The organism is Amycolatopsis sp. NPDC005003 (assembly GCF_053600695.1).
Map to the genome: position 1 here is coordinate 192,625 of NZ_JBSGAI010000002.1, position 17,079 is coordinate 209,703.

The 17,079-nt window shown below is 72.0% G+C and carries 12 protein-coding genes; 6 read left to right on the forward strand and 6 right to left on the reverse strand.

Features of this window, described 5'->3' with window-relative positions; genetic code table 11:
* Positions 1-172 precede the first annotated feature (172 nt).
* From ACWED2_RS03285 to ACWED2_RS03310, 6 genes are all read right to left on the reverse strand, one after another.
* Entirely contained in the window at positions 173-2,548 is a 2,376-nt protein-coding gene (locus tag ACWED2_RS03285) for a SpoIIE family protein phosphatase (RefSeq protein WP_449688803.1), read from the reverse strand.
* Entirely contained in the window at positions 2,545-7,095 is a 4,551-nt protein-coding gene (locus ACWED2_RS03290; RefSeq protein ID WP_449688804.1) for a HAMP domain-containing protein, read from the reverse strand. The genes ACWED2_RS03285 and ACWED2_RS03290 overlap by 4 nt, the downstream gene beginning before the upstream one ends.
* Positions 7,096-7,416: 321 nt before the next feature.
* Positions 7,417-8,388, reverse strand: a complete 972-nt coding sequence (locus tag ACWED2_RS03295; protein WP_449688805.1) for a magnesium transporter CorA family protein — start codon at positions 8,386-8,388, stop codon at positions 7,417-7,419.
* 29 nt (positions 8,389-8,417) lie between these two features.
* The gene (locus ACWED2_RS03300; protein WP_449688806.1) at positions 8,418-9,218 is read right to left on the reverse strand and encodes an SDR family NAD(P)-dependent oxidoreductase; all 801 of its coding nucleotides are present in this window, start codon (positions 9,216-9,218) and stop codon (positions 8,418-8,420) included.
* A gap of 78 nt (positions 9,219-9,296) precedes the next feature.
* Entirely contained in the window at positions 9,297-11,150 is a 1,854-nt protein-coding gene (locus tag ACWED2_RS03305) for a S9 family peptidase (protein WP_449688807.1), read from the reverse strand.
* On the reverse strand, positions 11,138-11,578 hold the full coding sequence (locus ACWED2_RS03310) for a DUF6292 family protein (protein WP_449688808.1): 441 nt from the start codon (positions 11,576-11,578) through the stop codon (positions 11,138-11,140). Before ACWED2_RS03310 ends, ACWED2_RS03305 begins: the two co-directional genes overlap by 13 nt.
* Before the next feature lie 186 nt (positions 11,579-11,764).
* On the opposite strand from ACWED2_RS03310, the gene ACWED2_RS03315 reads away from it, so the two are divergent.
* The 6 genes from ACWED2_RS03315 (at position 11,765) to ACWED2_RS03340 (ending at position 17,039) form a co-directional block, all read left to right on the forward strand.
* Positions 11,765-12,205, forward strand: a complete 441-nt coding sequence (locus ACWED2_RS03315; RefSeq protein ID WP_449688809.1) for a DUF6292 family protein — start codon at positions 11,765-11,767, stop codon at positions 12,203-12,205.
* Positions 12,202-12,741 carry a hypothetical protein gene (locus ACWED2_RS03320; protein WP_449688810.1) on the forward strand — a complete coding sequence of 180 codons (540 nt, stop codon included), beginning with the start codon at positions 12,202-12,204 and terminating at the stop codon, positions 12,739-12,741. Before ACWED2_RS03315 ends, ACWED2_RS03320 begins: the two co-directional genes overlap by 4 nt.
* Positions 12,742-12,832: 91 nt before the next feature.
* Complete coding sequence (locus ACWED2_RS03325) at positions 12,833-14,239, forward strand: FAD-binding oxidoreductase (protein ID WP_449688811.1); 1,407 nt, start codon at positions 12,833-12,835, stop codon at positions 14,237-14,239.
* Positions 14,221-15,516 (forward strand): class I SAM-dependent methyltransferase, encoded by a 1,296-nt coding sequence (locus ACWED2_RS03330; RefSeq protein ID WP_449688812.1) that lies wholly within the window; start codon positions 14,221-14,223, stop codon positions 15,514-15,516. Before ACWED2_RS03325 ends, ACWED2_RS03330 begins: the two co-directional genes overlap by 19 nt.
* 101 nt (positions 15,517-15,617) lie before the next feature.
* Entirely contained in the window at positions 15,618-15,821 is a 204-nt protein-coding gene (locus ACWED2_RS03335) for a cold-shock protein (protein WP_004558414.1), read from the forward strand.
* Positions 15,822-16,109: 288 nt separating this feature from the next.
* The gene (locus ACWED2_RS03340) at positions 16,110-17,039 is read left to right on the forward strand and encodes an acyl-CoA desaturase (RefSeq protein ID WP_449688813.1); all 930 of its coding nucleotides are present in this window, start codon (positions 16,110-16,112) and stop codon (positions 17,037-17,039) included.
* The last annotated feature ends 40 nt before the right edge of the window (positions 17,040-17,079 follow it).

The following is a 17,079-nucleotide window of genomic DNA, read 5'->3' on the forward strand; positions in this document are numbered from 1 at the left end:
CCCGCTCGATCACGCGTGATGCCCCGCAGAGCACGGCCGAAGCCCGTCTCGGTCCACCGGCCGCCGCCGGGCGAGGAGCCTTGCCCGTGACGGGAAGGGGCATCACCCGTGATCAGCGGGGCATCACGCGTGACTGGAGGGGCATCACGTGTGTTGGGAGGGGCGACACGGGTCAGGCGGTGGTGACCTCGATGCCGACCACGCAGGTGTCGTCGTCCGTGTCCGCCGTGCTGTAGGTGAGGAGGGTGTCCAGCTGGTGTTCGAGGCCGCCGTCGTGGCCGTCGACCAGGGTGACCAGGCGGGACACCGAATCCTGGACCGGGCGGTCGCGGCGCTCGATCAGGCCGTCCGTGTAGATCAGCAGGATGTCGCCCTCCGCCAGCTGGAGCTCGTCCTCCTCGTACGTCACGTCGCGGACCGCGCCCAGCAGGGAGCCGCGGATCAGGGGCAACGTCGTCGCCGTGCCGTCGCGGTGGCGGACGATCGGGGGCAGGTGGCCCGCCCGGGCCCAGCGCAGCTTGCGGTGCGCCGGGTCGTAGACCGCCGTCACCGCCGTCGCCGTGACGTGGTCGGTCAGGTGGTAGGCCACCAGGTTCAGCCACGTCAGCAGCTGGGCCGGCCCGGCGCCGGTCGCCGCGAGGCCGCGCAGGGCGTTGCGGAGGCTCACCATCCCGGTCGCCGCGTCGATGCCGTGGCCGGCGACGTCGCCGACGCACAGCAGGACCTCGCCCGTCGGCAACGCGACCGCGTCGTACCAGTCGCCGCCGACCAGGTGCTCCTTCTCCGCCGGCCGGTACCGGACCGCCGCCCGGAGGCCCGGCATGTCGATCGGGCCCTTGGCCGGCGGCATGATCGCGTGCTGCAGCTGCAGCGCCAGCCGGTTGCGTTCCATCGCCTGCTGCTCGGTCTCGGCCAGCCTGTCCCGCGTCGCGGCCAGTGCCACCTCGGTCCAGTGCTGCGACGACACGTCCTGGTAGGCGCCGCGGACCGCGACCAGCTCGCCACGGCCGTCGACGACCGGCTCGGCGACCACCCGGATGTGCCGGGCCACGCCGTCGGAGCGCTGCAACCGGAACGCCGTCGACGACGGCCGCTTGTGGTGCAGCACCGCCCGCAGGAACCGGCCGATCGCCGGCGCGTCGTCGGAGTGCGCGTGCGCGGCCAGCTCGTGCAGCGAAAGCGGCGCGGCGTTGGGTGGCAGGCCGTACAACGAGAACAGCTCGATGTTCCAGGTGATCGCCCCCGTGACGACGTTCTCCTCGAAGCCGCCGATGCGCCCGAGCCGCTGGGCGTGCTGCAGCAGCACGGCGAGCTTCGCCGCGTCGTCCTGGATGCGCAGGATCAGCAGCACGTTCCCGGCGAAGCGGGTGACGCTGACGTCGGCGAGCACGGTCAGCGGCACCTGGTCCACCAGCGTCGTCACCGCCATGCTCTCGGCGCGGAACGGCTCCCCGGTGGCGTAGACGCGCTGGATCTTGTCGAGCAGCCCGCTCTCTTCGGCGGCGAGCGGGTACGACTCCAGCAGCCGGGTGCCGACGATCCGGCTGCGCGGCCGCCCGCCCGGGTCGGCGAACCGGACGTTGGCGTGGTGGATGCGGAAGTCGCTGAGCCGGTCGCCGCCGTCGACGCACGGCGAGAGCAGCACGGCCGGGTCGTGCAGGCCGTCGATGAAGTCGACCAGCTCGCCGAGGAAGTCGCCGCCGGCCACCGGCGCGACCACGCCGTCCCACGTGTCGAGGGTGTGCGCGCACAGCTCGGCCAGCGCCTCCAGCTGACGGCGCTGGCGCCCGGGTTCGGCGGGCAGCGGCTCCGGCCAGCACATCTCGACGACGCCGACGATCCGCCCGCCGGTGCCGGTCGGCACCGTCACCCGGCCACCGCCGGATAGCGTGTGCTGCCCGATCGACGGCAGGCCGCCGCCGGCGAGCGTCGGGAACCAGGCGGTGTCGCGCTCGATCAGCGCGCTGCGGGCGGGCGTGGCCACCCCCGGCGGGACATAGCACCAGCGCGCCGCCTCTTCGGCGGAGAACCCGGCCGAACCGGCCAGGGTCAGCGATCCGTCCGGCCCGGCGAGCCACACCGCGACGGCGGTGGCGCCGAGCGGCCGCAGCGCGTGCTCCAAAATGGACTCCGCGACGCGCTGGGTGTCCCCCGCCGCGAGCACGCCGCTCTCGGCCGTCCGCAGCCGCACCGCGACCGACTCCTCGCCCTCGGCCCGGGCCAGGAATTCCTGCGTCACCTCGCTGATGCGGTCCTCGGCCGCCTCGCCGACGACGTCCGCGGCGAACTCCAGCGGCGTCATCCCGGAGCGCTCGGCGAGGCTCTCCAGCTGCTTCGCGGCGTCCGACGGCGTGCAGTGCAGACGTTCCATCAGGACGCCCTTGGCCAGCTCGATCAGCCCGCGGCCGTCGGCGACGGCGTGCGCGTGGTCGACCTCGCCGCGCAGGCGGGCCACGGTGTCGGCGAGCCGGGCGAGGTTGGCCGACACCTCGGCCGGCGAGGGCAGTACGGTCTGGTCTTCGGCGGGCAACCGGTCGTCGCCGATCACGCGGTCACGTGCCGCTTGATGCGGGTGATCAGGTCGTCCGCATCCACCGGTTTCGTGACGTAGTCGGTCGCGCCCGAGGCGAGGCTCTTCTCCCGGTCGCCCGGCATCGCCTTCGCCGTGACCGCCACGATCGGGATGTCCGCGTGTTCCGGCATCGCGCGGATCTTGGCGGTCGCGGTGTAGCCGTCCATCTCCGGCATCATCACGTCCATCAGGATCAGGTCGATGCCGGGGTGCGCCGCGACCGTCTCGACGCCCTTGCGGCCGTCCTCGGCGTGCAGCACCTGCATGCCGTGCAGCTCCAGGATCCCGGTCAACGCGTAGACGTTGCGCGGATCGTCGTCGACGATCAGCACCGTGCGCCCGGCCAGCGTGGTGTCGACGTCGGCGGCCCGCACCGGCGCGGCCGGCTCGTCCGGGCGCACCAGCGGCAGCACCGCGCCGGGCTCTTCGGCCGACAGGTGCAGCGCGATCCGCTCGCGCAGCTCGTCGAGCCCGGACAGCACCTCCAGGGACGGCACGTCCGCGCGGGACTGCACCAGCTGCTCGAGCTCGCCGTCGAGCCGCCTGCTGTTGTGGGCGAGCACCGGGACCAGCCGCAGCGCGCTGTCGCCCTGCATCGCGTCGAGGAAGGTGAACGCGGCCCGGTCCGGCAGGTCCAGGTCGAGCACCACGCAGTGGTAGGCGTCGGTGGCGAGCGCGGCGGCCGCCTCCTGGGTGCCGACCGCCGTCACGACTTCGACGTCCGCGGGCGACAGGCCGATGTCCCGGCTGTCGGCCAGGTCCGCCGCCGCGCTTTCGGCGACGAGCGTCAGCAGCCCGTGCTGGCGTTCCTCGACGACCAGCAGCCGCCGGTAGGCCCGCGGGCCCGACGCCGGGACGGGCGCACCGGGCTGGGTCGTCACAACGGCGGTGCCGGGGTGCTCGCCGGCGGGCAGCGGCACGAAGTCCGGGCGCGCGACCGGCAGCGCGAAGGTGAAGGTGCTGCCCTCGCCCAACGTGCTTTCGGCGGTGATCACGCCCCCGAGCAGCTGCGCGATCTCACGGCTGATGGACAGGCCGAGCCCGGTGCCGCCGTACTTGCGGCTGGTCGTGCCGTCGGCCTGCTGGAACGCGCCGAAGATCGATTCGAGCTGGTGCTCGGCGATCCCGATGCCGGTGTCGGTGACCCGGAACGCGACGGCCGGACCGTGCACCCGCAGCGGCCGCGGCAGCCGCTCGGGGTCCACCGGCTCGATGTGCAGCTCGATCCCGCCGACCTCGGTGAACTTGACCGCGTTGGACAGCAGGTTGCGCAGCACCTGCCGCAGCCGCGAGTCGTCGGTGAGCAGCTCGGACGGCGAGCCGGGCGCGACGGTGATCCGGAAGTCCAGGTTGCGTTGGGAGGTCATCGGCCGGAACGTCGCTTCGACGTAGTCGATGAGCTGGCGCAGCGACACCTGCTCCGGGGTGACGTCCATCTTCCCGGCCTCGACCTTCGACAGGTCGAGGATGTCGTTGATCAGCTGCAGCAGGTCCGAGCCCGCGGAGTGGATGATGCCCGCGTACTCGACCTGCTTGGCGGTCAGGTTGCGGGTCGGGTTCTGCGCGAGCAGCTGGGCGAGGATCAGCAGGCTGTTGAGCGGGGTCCGCAGCTCGTGGCTCATGTTGGCCAGGAACTCCGACTTGTACTTCGACGCCAGCGTCAGCTGCTGGGCGCGGGCCTCCAGCTCCTGGCGGGCCTGCTCGATCTCGAGGTTCTTCGTCTCGATGTCGCGGTTCTGCGTGACCAGCAGCGCCGCCTTCTCCTCCAGTTCGGCGTTGGAGGACTGGAGTTCCTCCTGCCGCGCCTGGAGTTCCTCCGAGCGGGCCTGCAGTTCCGCGGTCAGCCGCTGCGACTCGCCGAGCAGCTCGTCGGTGCGGGCGTTGGCGACGATGCTGTTGACGTTGACGCCGATCTGCTCCATCAGCAGCTCGAGGAACGCGCGGTGCACCGTCGTGAAGCCGTGCACCGAAGCCAGCTCGATGACGCCGAGCACCTGGTCCTCGACCACGATCGGCAGCACGATCAGACTGGCCGGCGCGGTGCTGCCGAGCCCGGAGGAGATCGTCGCGTAGCCGGGCGGGACGTCGTCGACCGCGATCGCGCGGCGGCTGCGGGCGGCCTGCCCGACCAGCGACTGCCCGACCCGGAACCGCACCGCCGGGCCGTCCCCGTCGTCCGGGTGGCCGTACGCGCCGACCAGCCGCAGCTCGGGCACCTCGGCGGTGTCGTCGGCCAGGTAGAACGCGCCGTACTGGGCGTTGACCAGCGGGACGAGCTCGTCCATCACCGCGGCCGCGACGACCGCGAGGTCGCGCCGGCCCTGCATCAGCCCGGTGATCGTGGCCAGGTTGGACTTCAGCCAGTCCTGCTCCTGGTTCGCCCGCGTGGTTTCGCGCAGCGATTCCACCATCGAGTTGATGTTGTCCTTCAGCTCGGCGACCTCGCCGGAGGCGTCGACGGTGATCGAGCGGGTCAGGTCGCCCTCGGCGACCGCGCTGGTCACCTCGGCGATCGCGCGGACCTGCCGGGTGAGGTTCCCGGCCAGTTCGTTGACGTTCTCCGTCAGCCGCTTCCAGGTGCCCGACACGCCTTCGACCTCGGCCTGGCCGCCGAGCCGGCCCTCGCTGCCGACCTCGCGCGCCACGCGCGTGACCTCCGCGGCGAACGCCGAGAGCTGGTCGACCATCGTGTTGATCGTGGTCTTGAGCTCGAGGATCTCGCCGCGGGCGTCGACGTCGATCTTGCGGGTCAGGTCGCCCTGGGCGACGGCGGTCGTCACCTGGGCGATGTTGCGGACCTGCCCGGTGAGGTTGTTCGCCATCGAGTTGACGTTGTCGGTGAGGTCCTTCCACGTGCCGGCCACGTTCGGCACCCGCGCCTGGCCGCCGAGCATGCCTTCGGTGCCCACCTCGCGGGCCACGCGGGTGACCTCGTCCGCGAACGCCGAGAGCGTGTCGACCATCGTGTTGATGACGTCGGCCAGGGCCGCGACCTCGCCCTTGGCCTCGACGGTGATCTTGCCCGAGAGGTCGCCGCGCGCGACGGCCGTGGCGACCTGCGCGATCGAGCGGACCTGGCCGGTCAGGTTGGACGCCATCACGTTGACGTTGTCGGTGAGGTTCTTCCAGGTCCCGGACACGCCGCGGACGGTCGCCTGGCCGCCGAGGTTGCCCTCGGTGCCGACCTCGCGCGCCACTCGGGTGACCTCGTCCGCGAACGCGGACAGCTGATCCACCATCGTGTTGATGGTGTCCTTCAGCTCGAGGATCTCGCCGCGGGCGTCGACGCGGATCTTCTGGGACAGGTCGCCGCGGGCGACCGCGGTGGTGACCTGGGCGATCGAGCGGACCTGCGCGGTGAGGTTGTCCGCCATGACGTTGACCGACTCGGTGAGGTCCTTCCAGGTGCCGGAGACGCCCTTGACGTCCGCCTGCCCGCCGAGGCGGCCCTCGGTGCCCACCTCGCGCGCCACCCGGGTGACCTCGTCCGCGAACGCGGACAGCTGATCCACCATCGTGTTCAGCGTGTCCTTGAGCTCCAGGACCTCGCCGCGGGCGGTGACGTTGATCTTCTGCGAGAGGTCGCCGCTCGCCACCGCGGTGGCGACCTGGGCGATGTTGCGGACCTGGTCGGTGAGGTTGCCGGCCATGAAGTTCACCGAGTCGGTGAGGTCGCGCCAGGTGCCCGAGACGCCCTTGACGTCCGCCTGGCCGCCCAGCCGGCCTTCGGTGCCGACTTCTCGCGCGACGCGGGTGACCTCGTCGGCGAACGACGACAGCTGGTCCACCATCGTGTTGATGGTGTTCTTGAGCTCCAAGATCTCGCCGCGGGCGTCGACGGTGATCTTCTGGGACAGGTCGCCCTTCGCGACCGCCGTCGTCACCTGGGCGATGTTGCGGACCTGGTCGGTGAGGTTCCCGGCCATGAAGTTCACCGAATCGGTGAGGTCGCGCCACACGCCGCCGACGCCGGGGACCTGGGCCTGGCCGCCGAGGCGGCCTTCGCTGCCCACCTCGCGCGCCACCCGGGTGACCTCGTCCGCGAACGACGACAGCTGGTCCACCATCGTGTTGACGGTGTCCTTCAGCTCGAGGATCTCACCGCGGGCGTCGACGTCGATCTTCTGCGACAGGTCGCCCTTCGCCACCGCGGTCGCCACCTGGGCGATGTCGCGCACCTGGGTGGTCAGGTTGCCCGCCATGGCGTTCACCGAGTCGGTGAGGTCCTTCCAGGTGCCGGACACGCCGGGGACCTTCGCCTGCCCGCCGAGCTGGCCCTCGCTGCCGACCTCGCGGGCGACGCGGGTGACCTCGGAGGTGAACAGCGAGAGCTGGTCGGCCATGCCGTTGAACACGGTGGCGATCTCGCCGAGCAGGCCGTCGGCCCCGCCGGGCAGCCGGATGCCGAAGTCGCCGTCGCGGACGGCGGTCAGGCCGGCCAGCAGGCGGCGCAGCTCCTGCTCCCCCGCCTCGCCCACGCCTGCGACGGCGACTCCGGCACCCGGGCGCGTCCCTTCGACCATTGCCCCACCCATTCGCCACCCATTTCTTCGTTGGCCGGCACCTGGGCACCGTCCCGCTGCGTGCACACCGGGTGGCTCAGCATAGTGCAGCTGCACTATGCTGAACGGCAACGGTTGAGCAACCAGCCGCGCCCGTGTCCACGCGCGCTCCCCAGGCGGTGCTCGAAAGCCTTTCCTTCTCTCCCAGGCCATCCGGCCGCATTGACCCGTTCGGCTGAACGCCGCCACGGGTGACGGTGACCCGCGCCCAGCCGCGGTCGCCGCGCTCCGCCGTGCCCGGCTTCGGCGTCCGGTGTGGACACTCCATTGTGGAACGGGCGGTCAGAGCCAGTCCTTTTTCTTGAACACCCCGTAGAGCCCGAGCGACAGCACCAGGATCACGACTGTCGACGCCCAGAAGCCGCTCGGCGCGCCGTTGCCCGGGTACGGCACGTTCTGGCCGTAGAACCCGGTCACCGCGGTCGGCACCGCGATCACCGCGGCCCAGCCGGTGACCTTCTTCATGATCAGGTTCAGCCGGTTGCCCTGCAGGTTCAGCTGGGTCTCCCGGACCGTCGCGATCAGCTCACGGAGGGCCTCGGTCTGCTCGGCGGCCTGGCGGGCGTGGTCGTGGACGTCCTCGAAGTACGGCCGGGTCAGCTCGTCGGCCAGCCGCAGGTCCGGGCGCATCAGGGAGCTGATGACCTCGCGCATGGGCAGCACGACCCGGCGCAGCGCGGTGAGGCTCTTGCGTAGCCGGAACGAGCGGCGCTGCAGTTCGGAGGAGTCGGGCCGGTCGGCGAAGACCAGGTCCTCCAGGGCTTCGACCTCGTCGTCGAGCGCCTGCACGGCCTCGTACTGCCCGTCGACGACGTGGTCGAGCAGGCCGTGCACCAGGAAGGGCACGCCGGACTTCGCCAGCTCCGGTGCCTGGTCCCAGGCCCGCACGACCGGTTCGATGTCGAAGCCGTCGTCCTTGCGCACGGTGACCAGCGCCCGCGGCGTGACGAAGGCGCCGAGCTCGGCGGTCGTGAGCACGCCGGTGCGGGCGTCGAACCGCACCGCGTAGGCGGCCAGGAAGGCGTGGCCCTCGTAGCGGTCGAGCTTGGGCCGCTGGTGTTCGGCCACCGCGTCCTCGACGGCGAGCCGGTGCAGGCCCAGTTCGCCGGCGAGCCGGGCCAGATCGGCCTCGGTCGGCGCGCAGAGGTCGACCCAGACCGTGGTGCCGGGTTCGGCCAGGAACTCCGAGACGTCCTCGACGGGGAAGTCTTCCTTTTGCAGCACACCGTCGCGATAAACGCGAGTCCTGGTCATACCGGCGGGGTGCCCGATCGGCCCCGGCTTCACACCCCCGCGCGTTCGAAAGCCAGCGTCGGCAGGTCCACCGCGTGCGCGCCGCCGTCGGCGACGATGACCGCGCCCGTGATGTACGACGACTCCGCCGACCCCAGGAACCGCACGATCGCCGCGATCTCCTCGGGCTCGGCCGGCCGCCGCAGCGGGACCTCGGCCGTCACGCGGCGGTAGCCCTCTTCGCGGCCGCCGGTGAAGCCCGCCGCCGCGGCGAACTGGTCCATCTCGCCGTCCGCCATCGGCGTGCGGACCCAGCCCGGGCAGACCGCGTTCGCCCGCACCCCGCGCGGCCCGAAGTCGCGCGCGATCGAGCGGGTCAGGCCGATCAGCGCGTGCTTGGCGACGGTGTAGCCGGCGACGTTCGGCCCGGCGAACAGCCTGGCCAGCGACGACACCACGACGACCTGCCCGCCGGTCTCGACCAGGGCGGGCAGCGCGGCCCGGCAGAACACGAACGCGCTCGAGAGGTTCGAGCGCAGCGCCAGTTCCCACTCGTCGTCGCCGGTGTCGGCGACCGACGCCAGGCCGTGCCCGCCGGCGTTGGCGACGACGACGTCCAGCCGCCCGTACTCGCCGGTGATCTCCGCGATCGCGGCTTCGGCGTCCTCCCGGACGCTCGCGTCGCAGGCGATGACGTGCGCCCCGGTTTCCGCGGCCACCTGCGCGAGGGGCTCGCGCCGCCGTCCCAGCACCGCCACGCGGGCGCCCTCGCCCGCGTACCGGCGGGCGACCGCGGCGCCGATGCCGGTGCCGCCGCCGGTGATCGCGACGACCCTGCCCGATGAGTCCACGGGATTCCCCTTTCGCCCGACAGCCCGCACCGTCGGCGCCGACGGGTTCTCCGTCGACCCCGGAAGGCGGGGTTCAAGCTAGCCGAGGCGATCCGAAAACCAGGCGCGGGTGCGGTGCAGGAAGTCGAGCTGGTGGCCGCGTTCGCGGAGCGAGTGGCCCTCCCGGGGGTAGACCACGAACTCGTGCTCGCGGTCGCCGAGGGCGTGGTGCAGGAGTTGCGCCTGCGAGAGCGGGACGTTCGTGTCGTCTTCGCCGTGCACGATGAGGACCGGGGTCGCGATCCGGTCCGCGTAGGTGATCGGGCTGTTCTCCTTGCCACCGAGGGCGAGGTCGTACCGGCCGCACTCCCCGGTCGCGGCGAGCAACGGCCAGTCGATGACGCCGGCGTAGACGAACGCCGCCTTGAAGCGATTCGTCTGCGTGACGGCCCAGGCGGCCATGAACCCGCCGTGGCTCCCGCCGCCGATCCCGAGCCGGTCTTCGTCGGCGACGCCTTCCCGCACGAGGAGGTCGATCCCGGTGAGGAGATCGGTGAACTCCGCGCCCCCGGCGTCGCCGGCAACGCTCGCCGCGAAGGTGTGACCGTGGCCGAGGCCGCCGCGGGGATTCGGGAGGAACACGGCGAACCCGGCCGCGGCCAGCCACTGGCCGTTGCGGAACCAGCCGAGCTGGAACCGGTCGGCGAAGCGGTCGTACGGGCCGCCGTGGACCAGGGTGACGAGCGGGAAGGGCCCGTCGGCGCGGGTCCGGCCGGGTGGGAGGACGAGGAGGCCGTCGAGTTCCAGGCCGTCTTCGGCGCGGTAGGACAGGCGTTCCTGGGTGCCCCACCGGATCCCGCGCCCCGGTGGTTCGCCGAGCCGGGTGAGCGGACCGCCGGGCGGTCCACAGTGGACGGCCTCGGGTTCGGTGGTGCTGCTCCCGACGACGGCGATGCCGTCTCCGCTCGCACTCAGGTCCAGCAGGCTGCCGGTCGCGCGGCCGAGCTCGGTGCAGGTGCCGGCGGCGGGGTCGACGCGCCGGATCGTCGTGTCCAGACCTTCGGCGAACAGGGCCAGCAGCCGGCCGTCGCCGGCCCTGGCGAGTTCGAGCGGGCAGACGCTCATCCCGGCGGTGAGGTTCCGGTGGTCACCGGCGTCGAAGATCGCGCGGCCGGCGATCAGGCCGGGCGGGGTGATGCCGAGGTAGGCCAGGCGCCAGCCGGCGTCGTCGCGCCACCAGGTCAGTGCCTCGGCCTCCGGCGCCGGGACGCCGAGCTCCTGCCGGGCACCGGTGGCGGGATCGACGAGGTGGAGGCCGGCCTCGTAGAGCCCGGGCTCCCGATCGGCGACGGACCAGGTGAGCACGGCGATGGTGCGGCCATCCGGCCGGGCGGCGGCTTCGACGACGTGCCGTGAGCCGAAGTCGCCGAGAGAGCGGACCGCGCGGGTCGACAGGTCGAGCAACCAGAGCCGGTCGGGCGGGTCGGCGGTGTCCCAGGTGCGTGCCTCGGTGATCGCACCCGGCCGCACCACGCGCACCCGGGGATCGGCCGTCGCTTCCTTCTCCTCCGGCGCGACGAGCACCACCGCACCGTCGTCCGGCAGCAGCACGTAGTCACCGACGCCGGTGCGCCGGTCCGTCAACCGCTCCGGCTCGCTCTCCAGACCGGCCCGGTAAAGCTGCGCCGTCCCGCGCTCGGCCCGGTCCGAGAGGAAGTACACCCACGCGGAGTCGGCCGACCACCGCGGCGCCCGGTCCTCCGCCTCGGCGGCGGCGAACTCCCGAGGCGGCTCGCTCCCGTCCGCGGGCGCGAGCCACAGCCCGCTCACCGGATGTTCTCCGGGACGCCCCACCGGCGCACTCACGAACACGACCCACCGGCCGTCCGGCGACACCCGCGGCGTGCTCGGCACCATCCGGTCGACCACGGCCTCCGCCGTCAGCTCCCCCATGCCCCCAGTCTGGCATCACCCGGCAAGATCGTCAGCAGCCGATCGTGGTCGCCGGCTTCGCGCAGGACCGGGGCCTCCGGCGTGCCCGCGTCCGGGTCGTCCGCGCGGACCGCCGCCAGGAAGCGGACCACCGCACGGGGTTCCGGGAAGACCTCACCACCGAGATAGGTCAGGACCGTCGCGCCCGTGGCGTCTTCGATCGCCGCCGCCCAGCCGTGCGCTTCGTCCCAGACCAGGGCCAGGTCGTGGCCCGGGAACCGGGACAGGCGCCAGTCGAGGGCGATGTAGGCCGCGGCGGGCGTGCCCGCGTCGAGCGTGCAGGACTCCATGCCCACCCCCACGGCCCGCGCCACCGCCCCCACGTAGCCGCGCAACCGCCGCTCGAACGAGAACTCCGTGTCGCGCCCGAAGTCGATCAGAATGCTCAACGCCGCCTCGCTTTCCCCGTCGCGCCGCGGGATCCTCCGCGGTCGCCCGATCGGGTACCCCGGCCGCCCACCGCTCAATCCCGGCGAACCGGACAGCAAATGTCGTCCATCCGGCGACATCTCACTTGTCATCCTTTCGATGACATGTTAGAACGGCAGTACCCGAGAGAAAGGCGAAGCACCCCCGTGACCGCATCGATCGAACTCCCGACCGGTTACCAGCACCCCGCCGTCCCCGCGCTGCTCGAGTACCTCCGCGACGTCACCGCCGAGCTCGGGATCGGCCTCGAGTCCTGCACCCTCGACCACGACAGCCCGGTCTCGGCCTACGTCGCCCTCGACACCCGGCTGCCGCACTACCCCGACCGCGACGTGGCCCTGCTGTGGGACGAAGAACGCGGGTGGGCGGCGGCGATCGAGACACACTCCGGCGAGGACCTGATCGTCCTGCGCTACCTCGGCGGACCGTCGGTCGCCCCGGCGCCACGCCGGGTCGCGCGGTTCGTCCGAGCCCTGCACGAGGACGACCACACCGTCGGACGGCCCGACCCGGTGGAACTCCGGACCGCGGGCGACGCCGTCGAACTGGCCGCGCTGCTGCGGCGCCGGCCGGCCGTGGCCCGATGACGGCGCCGCTGCCCCTGCCGGAAAGCTTCGCGCTGACGTTCCGCGGCTACGACCGCGCCCAGGTCGACGAGCGGATCGACGAGCTGCTCGCCGAAATCCGCCTGCTCACCACCGATCGCGACGCGGCCGTCGCGGAGGCCGAGCACCTCGCACGGCAGCTCGAGCGGGCCCGCGCCGACCACGCCGAGCTGAGCGCCCGCGCCGACCGGCTGTGCCGGACGCCCGCCGACCCGGCCGCCGTCGGCGACCGCGTCCGGCACCTGCTCGAACTGGCGCACGCGGAAGCCGGCGGGATCGTCGCGACGGCACGGGAACAGGCCGCCGCGATCGTCCGGGACGCCGAGGAGGCCGCGGACCGGCGCGCCGCCGACGCCCGCGCGCGGGCCTACCGGATCGTCGACGACGCCCGGCGCCGCGCCGACCGCCTCGCCGAGATCGAGCGGCGCACCGCCGACCGGCTGCGGCGGCTCGACGCCTTCCTCGCCGAGGCCGAATCGGTCCTCGAGGAGCAAACTCCGCTCCGCGCGGTCGCGTGAGCCGCCGCGGCGTCGTGAACCACTTGCGTGAATGAGTCTTTTCACGAAGTCCGGCGCGCCACCGGGGCCCCCGGTGAGGCAGGATCAAGGCGTGACCACCGATCAGGCCGGGGTGCCCGAAGCCCGTCCGGGCCCGGCTTTCCCCGAGCACGAAGCCCGCGTCGACGCACTGAGACGGCAGCTCACCGCGATCGACGGTGAAGCGACCGTCCGGCTCGCGAAACGGACCTCCAACCTCTTCCGCTCCCGGGCCGCCGCGAAGCACCCCGGGCTGGACGTCTCCGGGTTCACCCACGTGCTGCACGTCGACCCCGGGACCCGCACCGCCGACGTCGAAGGGATGGTCACCTACGAGCAGCTCGTGGACGCCACCCTGCCGCACGGCCTGATGCCGCTGGTGGTGCCGCAGCTGAAGACGATCACCCTCGGCGGCGCGGTGACCGGGCTCGGCATCGAGTCGTCGTCCTTCCGCAACGGCATGCCGCACGAGTCGGTCCTGGAGCTGGAGATCCTGACCGGCGACGGCCGGATCGTCGTCGCCACGCCGGACAACGAGCACCGCGACCTGTTCCACGGCTTCCCCAACTCCTACGGCACCCTCGGCTACGCGCTGCGGCTGAAGATCCTGCTGGAACCGGTGCAGCCGTTCGTGAAGGTGCGGCACGTCCGCCACCACGACCGCGGGAAGTTCTTCGAGGCGCTCGGCGAGATCTGCGCGAAGAGCGAGTACGACGGCGAGCACGTCGATTTCGTCGACGGCACGGTCTTCGGCCCGGACGAGCTCTACCTGACGCTCGGGACGTTCACCGGCACCGCGCCCGCGACGAGCGACTACACCTGGCTGGACATCTACTACCGCTCGATCCAGCGTCGCGAGACCGACCACCTGACCGTCCGGGACTACCTCTGGCGCTGGGACACCGACTGGTTCTGGTGCTCGCGCGCGTTCGGCGTCCAGCACCGGCTGCCGCGGCTGCTGCTCGGCCGCCGGTTCCTGCGGTCCTCGGTGTACTGGAAGGCCGTCGCGCTCGACCGGCGGTTCCGGATCGCCGAACGGCTGCTGAAGCTCCGGCGGCTGCCGCCAGAAGAGACGATCGTGCAGGACATCGAGGTCCCGGTCGGCCGCGCCGCGGAGTTCCTCGAGTTCTTCGAACGGGAGATCCCGATCAGCCCGGTCTGGGTCTGCCCGCTGCGCCAGCGGCCCGGCGGCGTCCGCTGGCCGCTGTACGAACTGGACCCCGAAGAGCTGTACGTCAACTTCGGGTTCTGGTCGTCCGTGCCGCTCGACCCCGGTGAGCGCGACGGCACGCACAACCGGATGATCGAAGCCGAGGTCACCCGCCTCGGCGGGCACAAGTCGCTCTACTCGGACAGCTTCTACACCGAGGACGAGTTCTGGCGGCTCTACAACGGCGACGCCTACCGGGAGCTGAAGCGCGCCTACGACCCGCGCGAGCGGCTGCTCGGCCTCTACGAAAAATGCGTCCGCCGCCGGTGAAAGGAACGAACGTGACCCAGGACAACATCACCGTCGGCGCGGTCTTCGAACGGCTGCTCGGCCCCCGCGCCGAAGTGTCGATCACCGCCTACGACGGCAGCCGCAGCGGCCCGGCCGACGCGCCGGTGAGCATCGAGGTGCGCTCGCCGCTCGCGCTGGACTACCTGATGTCCTCCCCCGGCGACCTCGGCCTCGCCCGTGCGTACGTCGCCGGCGCGCTGGAGGTCCACGGCGACCTCTACACGGCGTTGCGCGCGCTGGCGACCCAGGTCGACCAGCTCACCCCGGCCGACCGGCTGTGGCTGCTGCGCAAGCTCGGCCCCCGCCACCTGCGGCTGGTCAAGCCGCCGGCCGAGGAGCACCCGAGCCGGTTCCGCCGCGGGCTGACCGCGCTGCGGCACTCGAAGGAGCGCGACAGCGAGGCCATCGCCAGCCACTACGACGTGTCCAACCGGTTCTACGAGCTGGTCCTCGGCCCGTCGATGGCCTACACCTGCGCGGTCTTCCCGCACGAAGGCGCCACGCTCGAGGAGGCGCAGGCGAACAAGTTCGACCTGATCTGCCGGAAGCTCGGCCTCCAGCCGGGGATGAAGCTGCTCGACGTCGGCTGCGGCTGGGGCGGCATGGTCGCGCACGCCGTCCGGCACTACGGCGTCGAGGCGATCGGCGTCACACTTTCGCGTGAACAAGCCCAGTGGGCGCAGAAGAACGTCGTCGCGCTCGGGATCGCCGACCGCGCCGAGATCCGCCACCTCGACTACCGGGACGTCACCGAGACCGGGTTCGACGCGATCTCCTCGATCGGCCTGACCGAGCACATCGGCGCGCGCAACGTGCCGGGCTACTTCCGCTTCCTCGCCGGCAAGCTCAAGCCGCACGGACGGCTGCTCAACCACTGCATCACCAACCCGGACACCAGCGTCGCCCACCGGTCGCGGGGCTTCATCGACCGCTACGTCTTCCCGGACGGCGAACTGGAGGCACCCGGCGAGCTGATGACCGCCATGCACGACGCCGGGCTGGAGGTGCGGCACTCGGAGAACCTGCGCGAGCACTACGCGACCACGCTGGCCGGGTGGTGCGCCAACCTCGACGAGCACTGGGACGAGGCGGTCGCCGAGGCCGGGACCGGGCGCAGCCGGGTGTGGGCGCTCTACCTCGCGGCCTGCCGGCTGGCCTTCGAACGCCGGGAGATCGAACTGCACCACATCCTCGGCGTCCGGACCGACAGAGAGGGCGGCATGGGCATGCCGCTGCGACCCGATTGGGGAGTTTGACCACCGGGGGTGGCCACTGCGGACGCGCAATGGAAGGATGGGGCGTGAGACCGGGTGTCCGAACGGGACGCCCAGGCTCACTACAAAGAGTAGGTATTGGTATGGCTCAGGGCAGTGTCAAGTGGTTCAACGGCGAAAAGGGCTTCGGCTTCATCGCGCAGGACGGCGGGGGTCCGGACGTGTTCGTCCACTACTCCGAGATCCAGGGCAGCGGCTTCAAGTCGCTCGACGAGGGTCAGCGCGTGGAGTTCGAAATCGGCCAGGGCCAGAAGGGCCCGCAGGCCCAGCGCGTGAGCGTCATCTGAGCCACGAGGCACCCTAAGGCCCTCGCCCCGCTCCGGGGCGAGGGCCTTACTCGTTCTCGGCCACACTGCGGATTCACAACGATCAGGTAACGTGGGGGGCGTCGAGAGCACCCCGTATGCCGACGTCCGGTCGGCCTCACTCTCGCACCGTGGCATCGAGGCCGATCGCCGGCAGGAGCGGCGACCCGCCCGGTCACCTCCCGACCGCTGACCGCCGGGTGTTCCCGCCCCCGGCCCTTCCGCGCACGGCCCCGACCGGCGCGGCGTAGACCTCGAAACGAGTAGTGCATGACCGCCTCCGTGAAGGCCCGGCCGGCCCCGAAACCCGTGCTCTCCGGCAAGCAGACGATCCCCGAGCTCATCACCATCCGCACGTTCCTGCTGGTCCCGTTCGTGGCACTGGCCGTCGCCGTCCCGGTGTTCTGGGGCTGGGGCATCAGCTGGCTCGACCTCGCCATCGCCGGCGCGTTCTTCGTGGTCTCGACGCTCGGGATCACCGTCGGCTACCACCGCTACTTCACCCACGGCTCCTTCCGGGCGAAGCGCGCCCTGCGGATCGCACTGGCCATCGCCGGCGGGCTCGCCGCGCAGGGTCCGGTGCTCGTCTGGGTCGCCGACCACCGGCGCCACCACGCCTTCTCCGACCGCGAGGGCGACCCGCACTCGCCGTGGCTGTTCGGGACGTCCCCGGTGGCGCTGGCCCGCGGCTTCTGGCACGCGCACATGGGCTGGCTCTTCGGCCGCGACAAGACCAACGTCGACCGGTTCGCCCCGGACCTGGCCGCCGACCGCGACCTGCGTGTCGTCGACCGGCTGTTCCCGCTGTGGGTGGTGGCGAGCCTGCTGCTCCCGCCGCTGCTCGGCGGGCTGATCACCCTTTCGTGGTGGGGCGCGCTGACCGCGTTCCTATGGGCGGGCCTGGCGCGGATCTCCTTCCAGCACCACGTGACGTGGTCGGTGAACTCGATCTGCCACATGATCGGGGAGCGCCCGTTCGCCAGCCGCGACCGGTCGGCGAACTTCTGGCCGCTGGCCATCCTGTCGATGGGCGAGTCCTGGCACAACACCCACCACGCGGACCCGACCTCGGCCCGCCACGGCGTGCTGCGCGGCCAGCTCGACGTCTCGGCCCGGGTGATCTGGGTGTTCGAGAAGCTGGGCTGGGCGTGGAACGTCCGCTGGCCGACGGCGAAGCGGCTGGCCTCGCTGGCCCGCTGAGGAGCGAAAGCCGGGCGAAAGTCCTTGCCCACCACGGCGG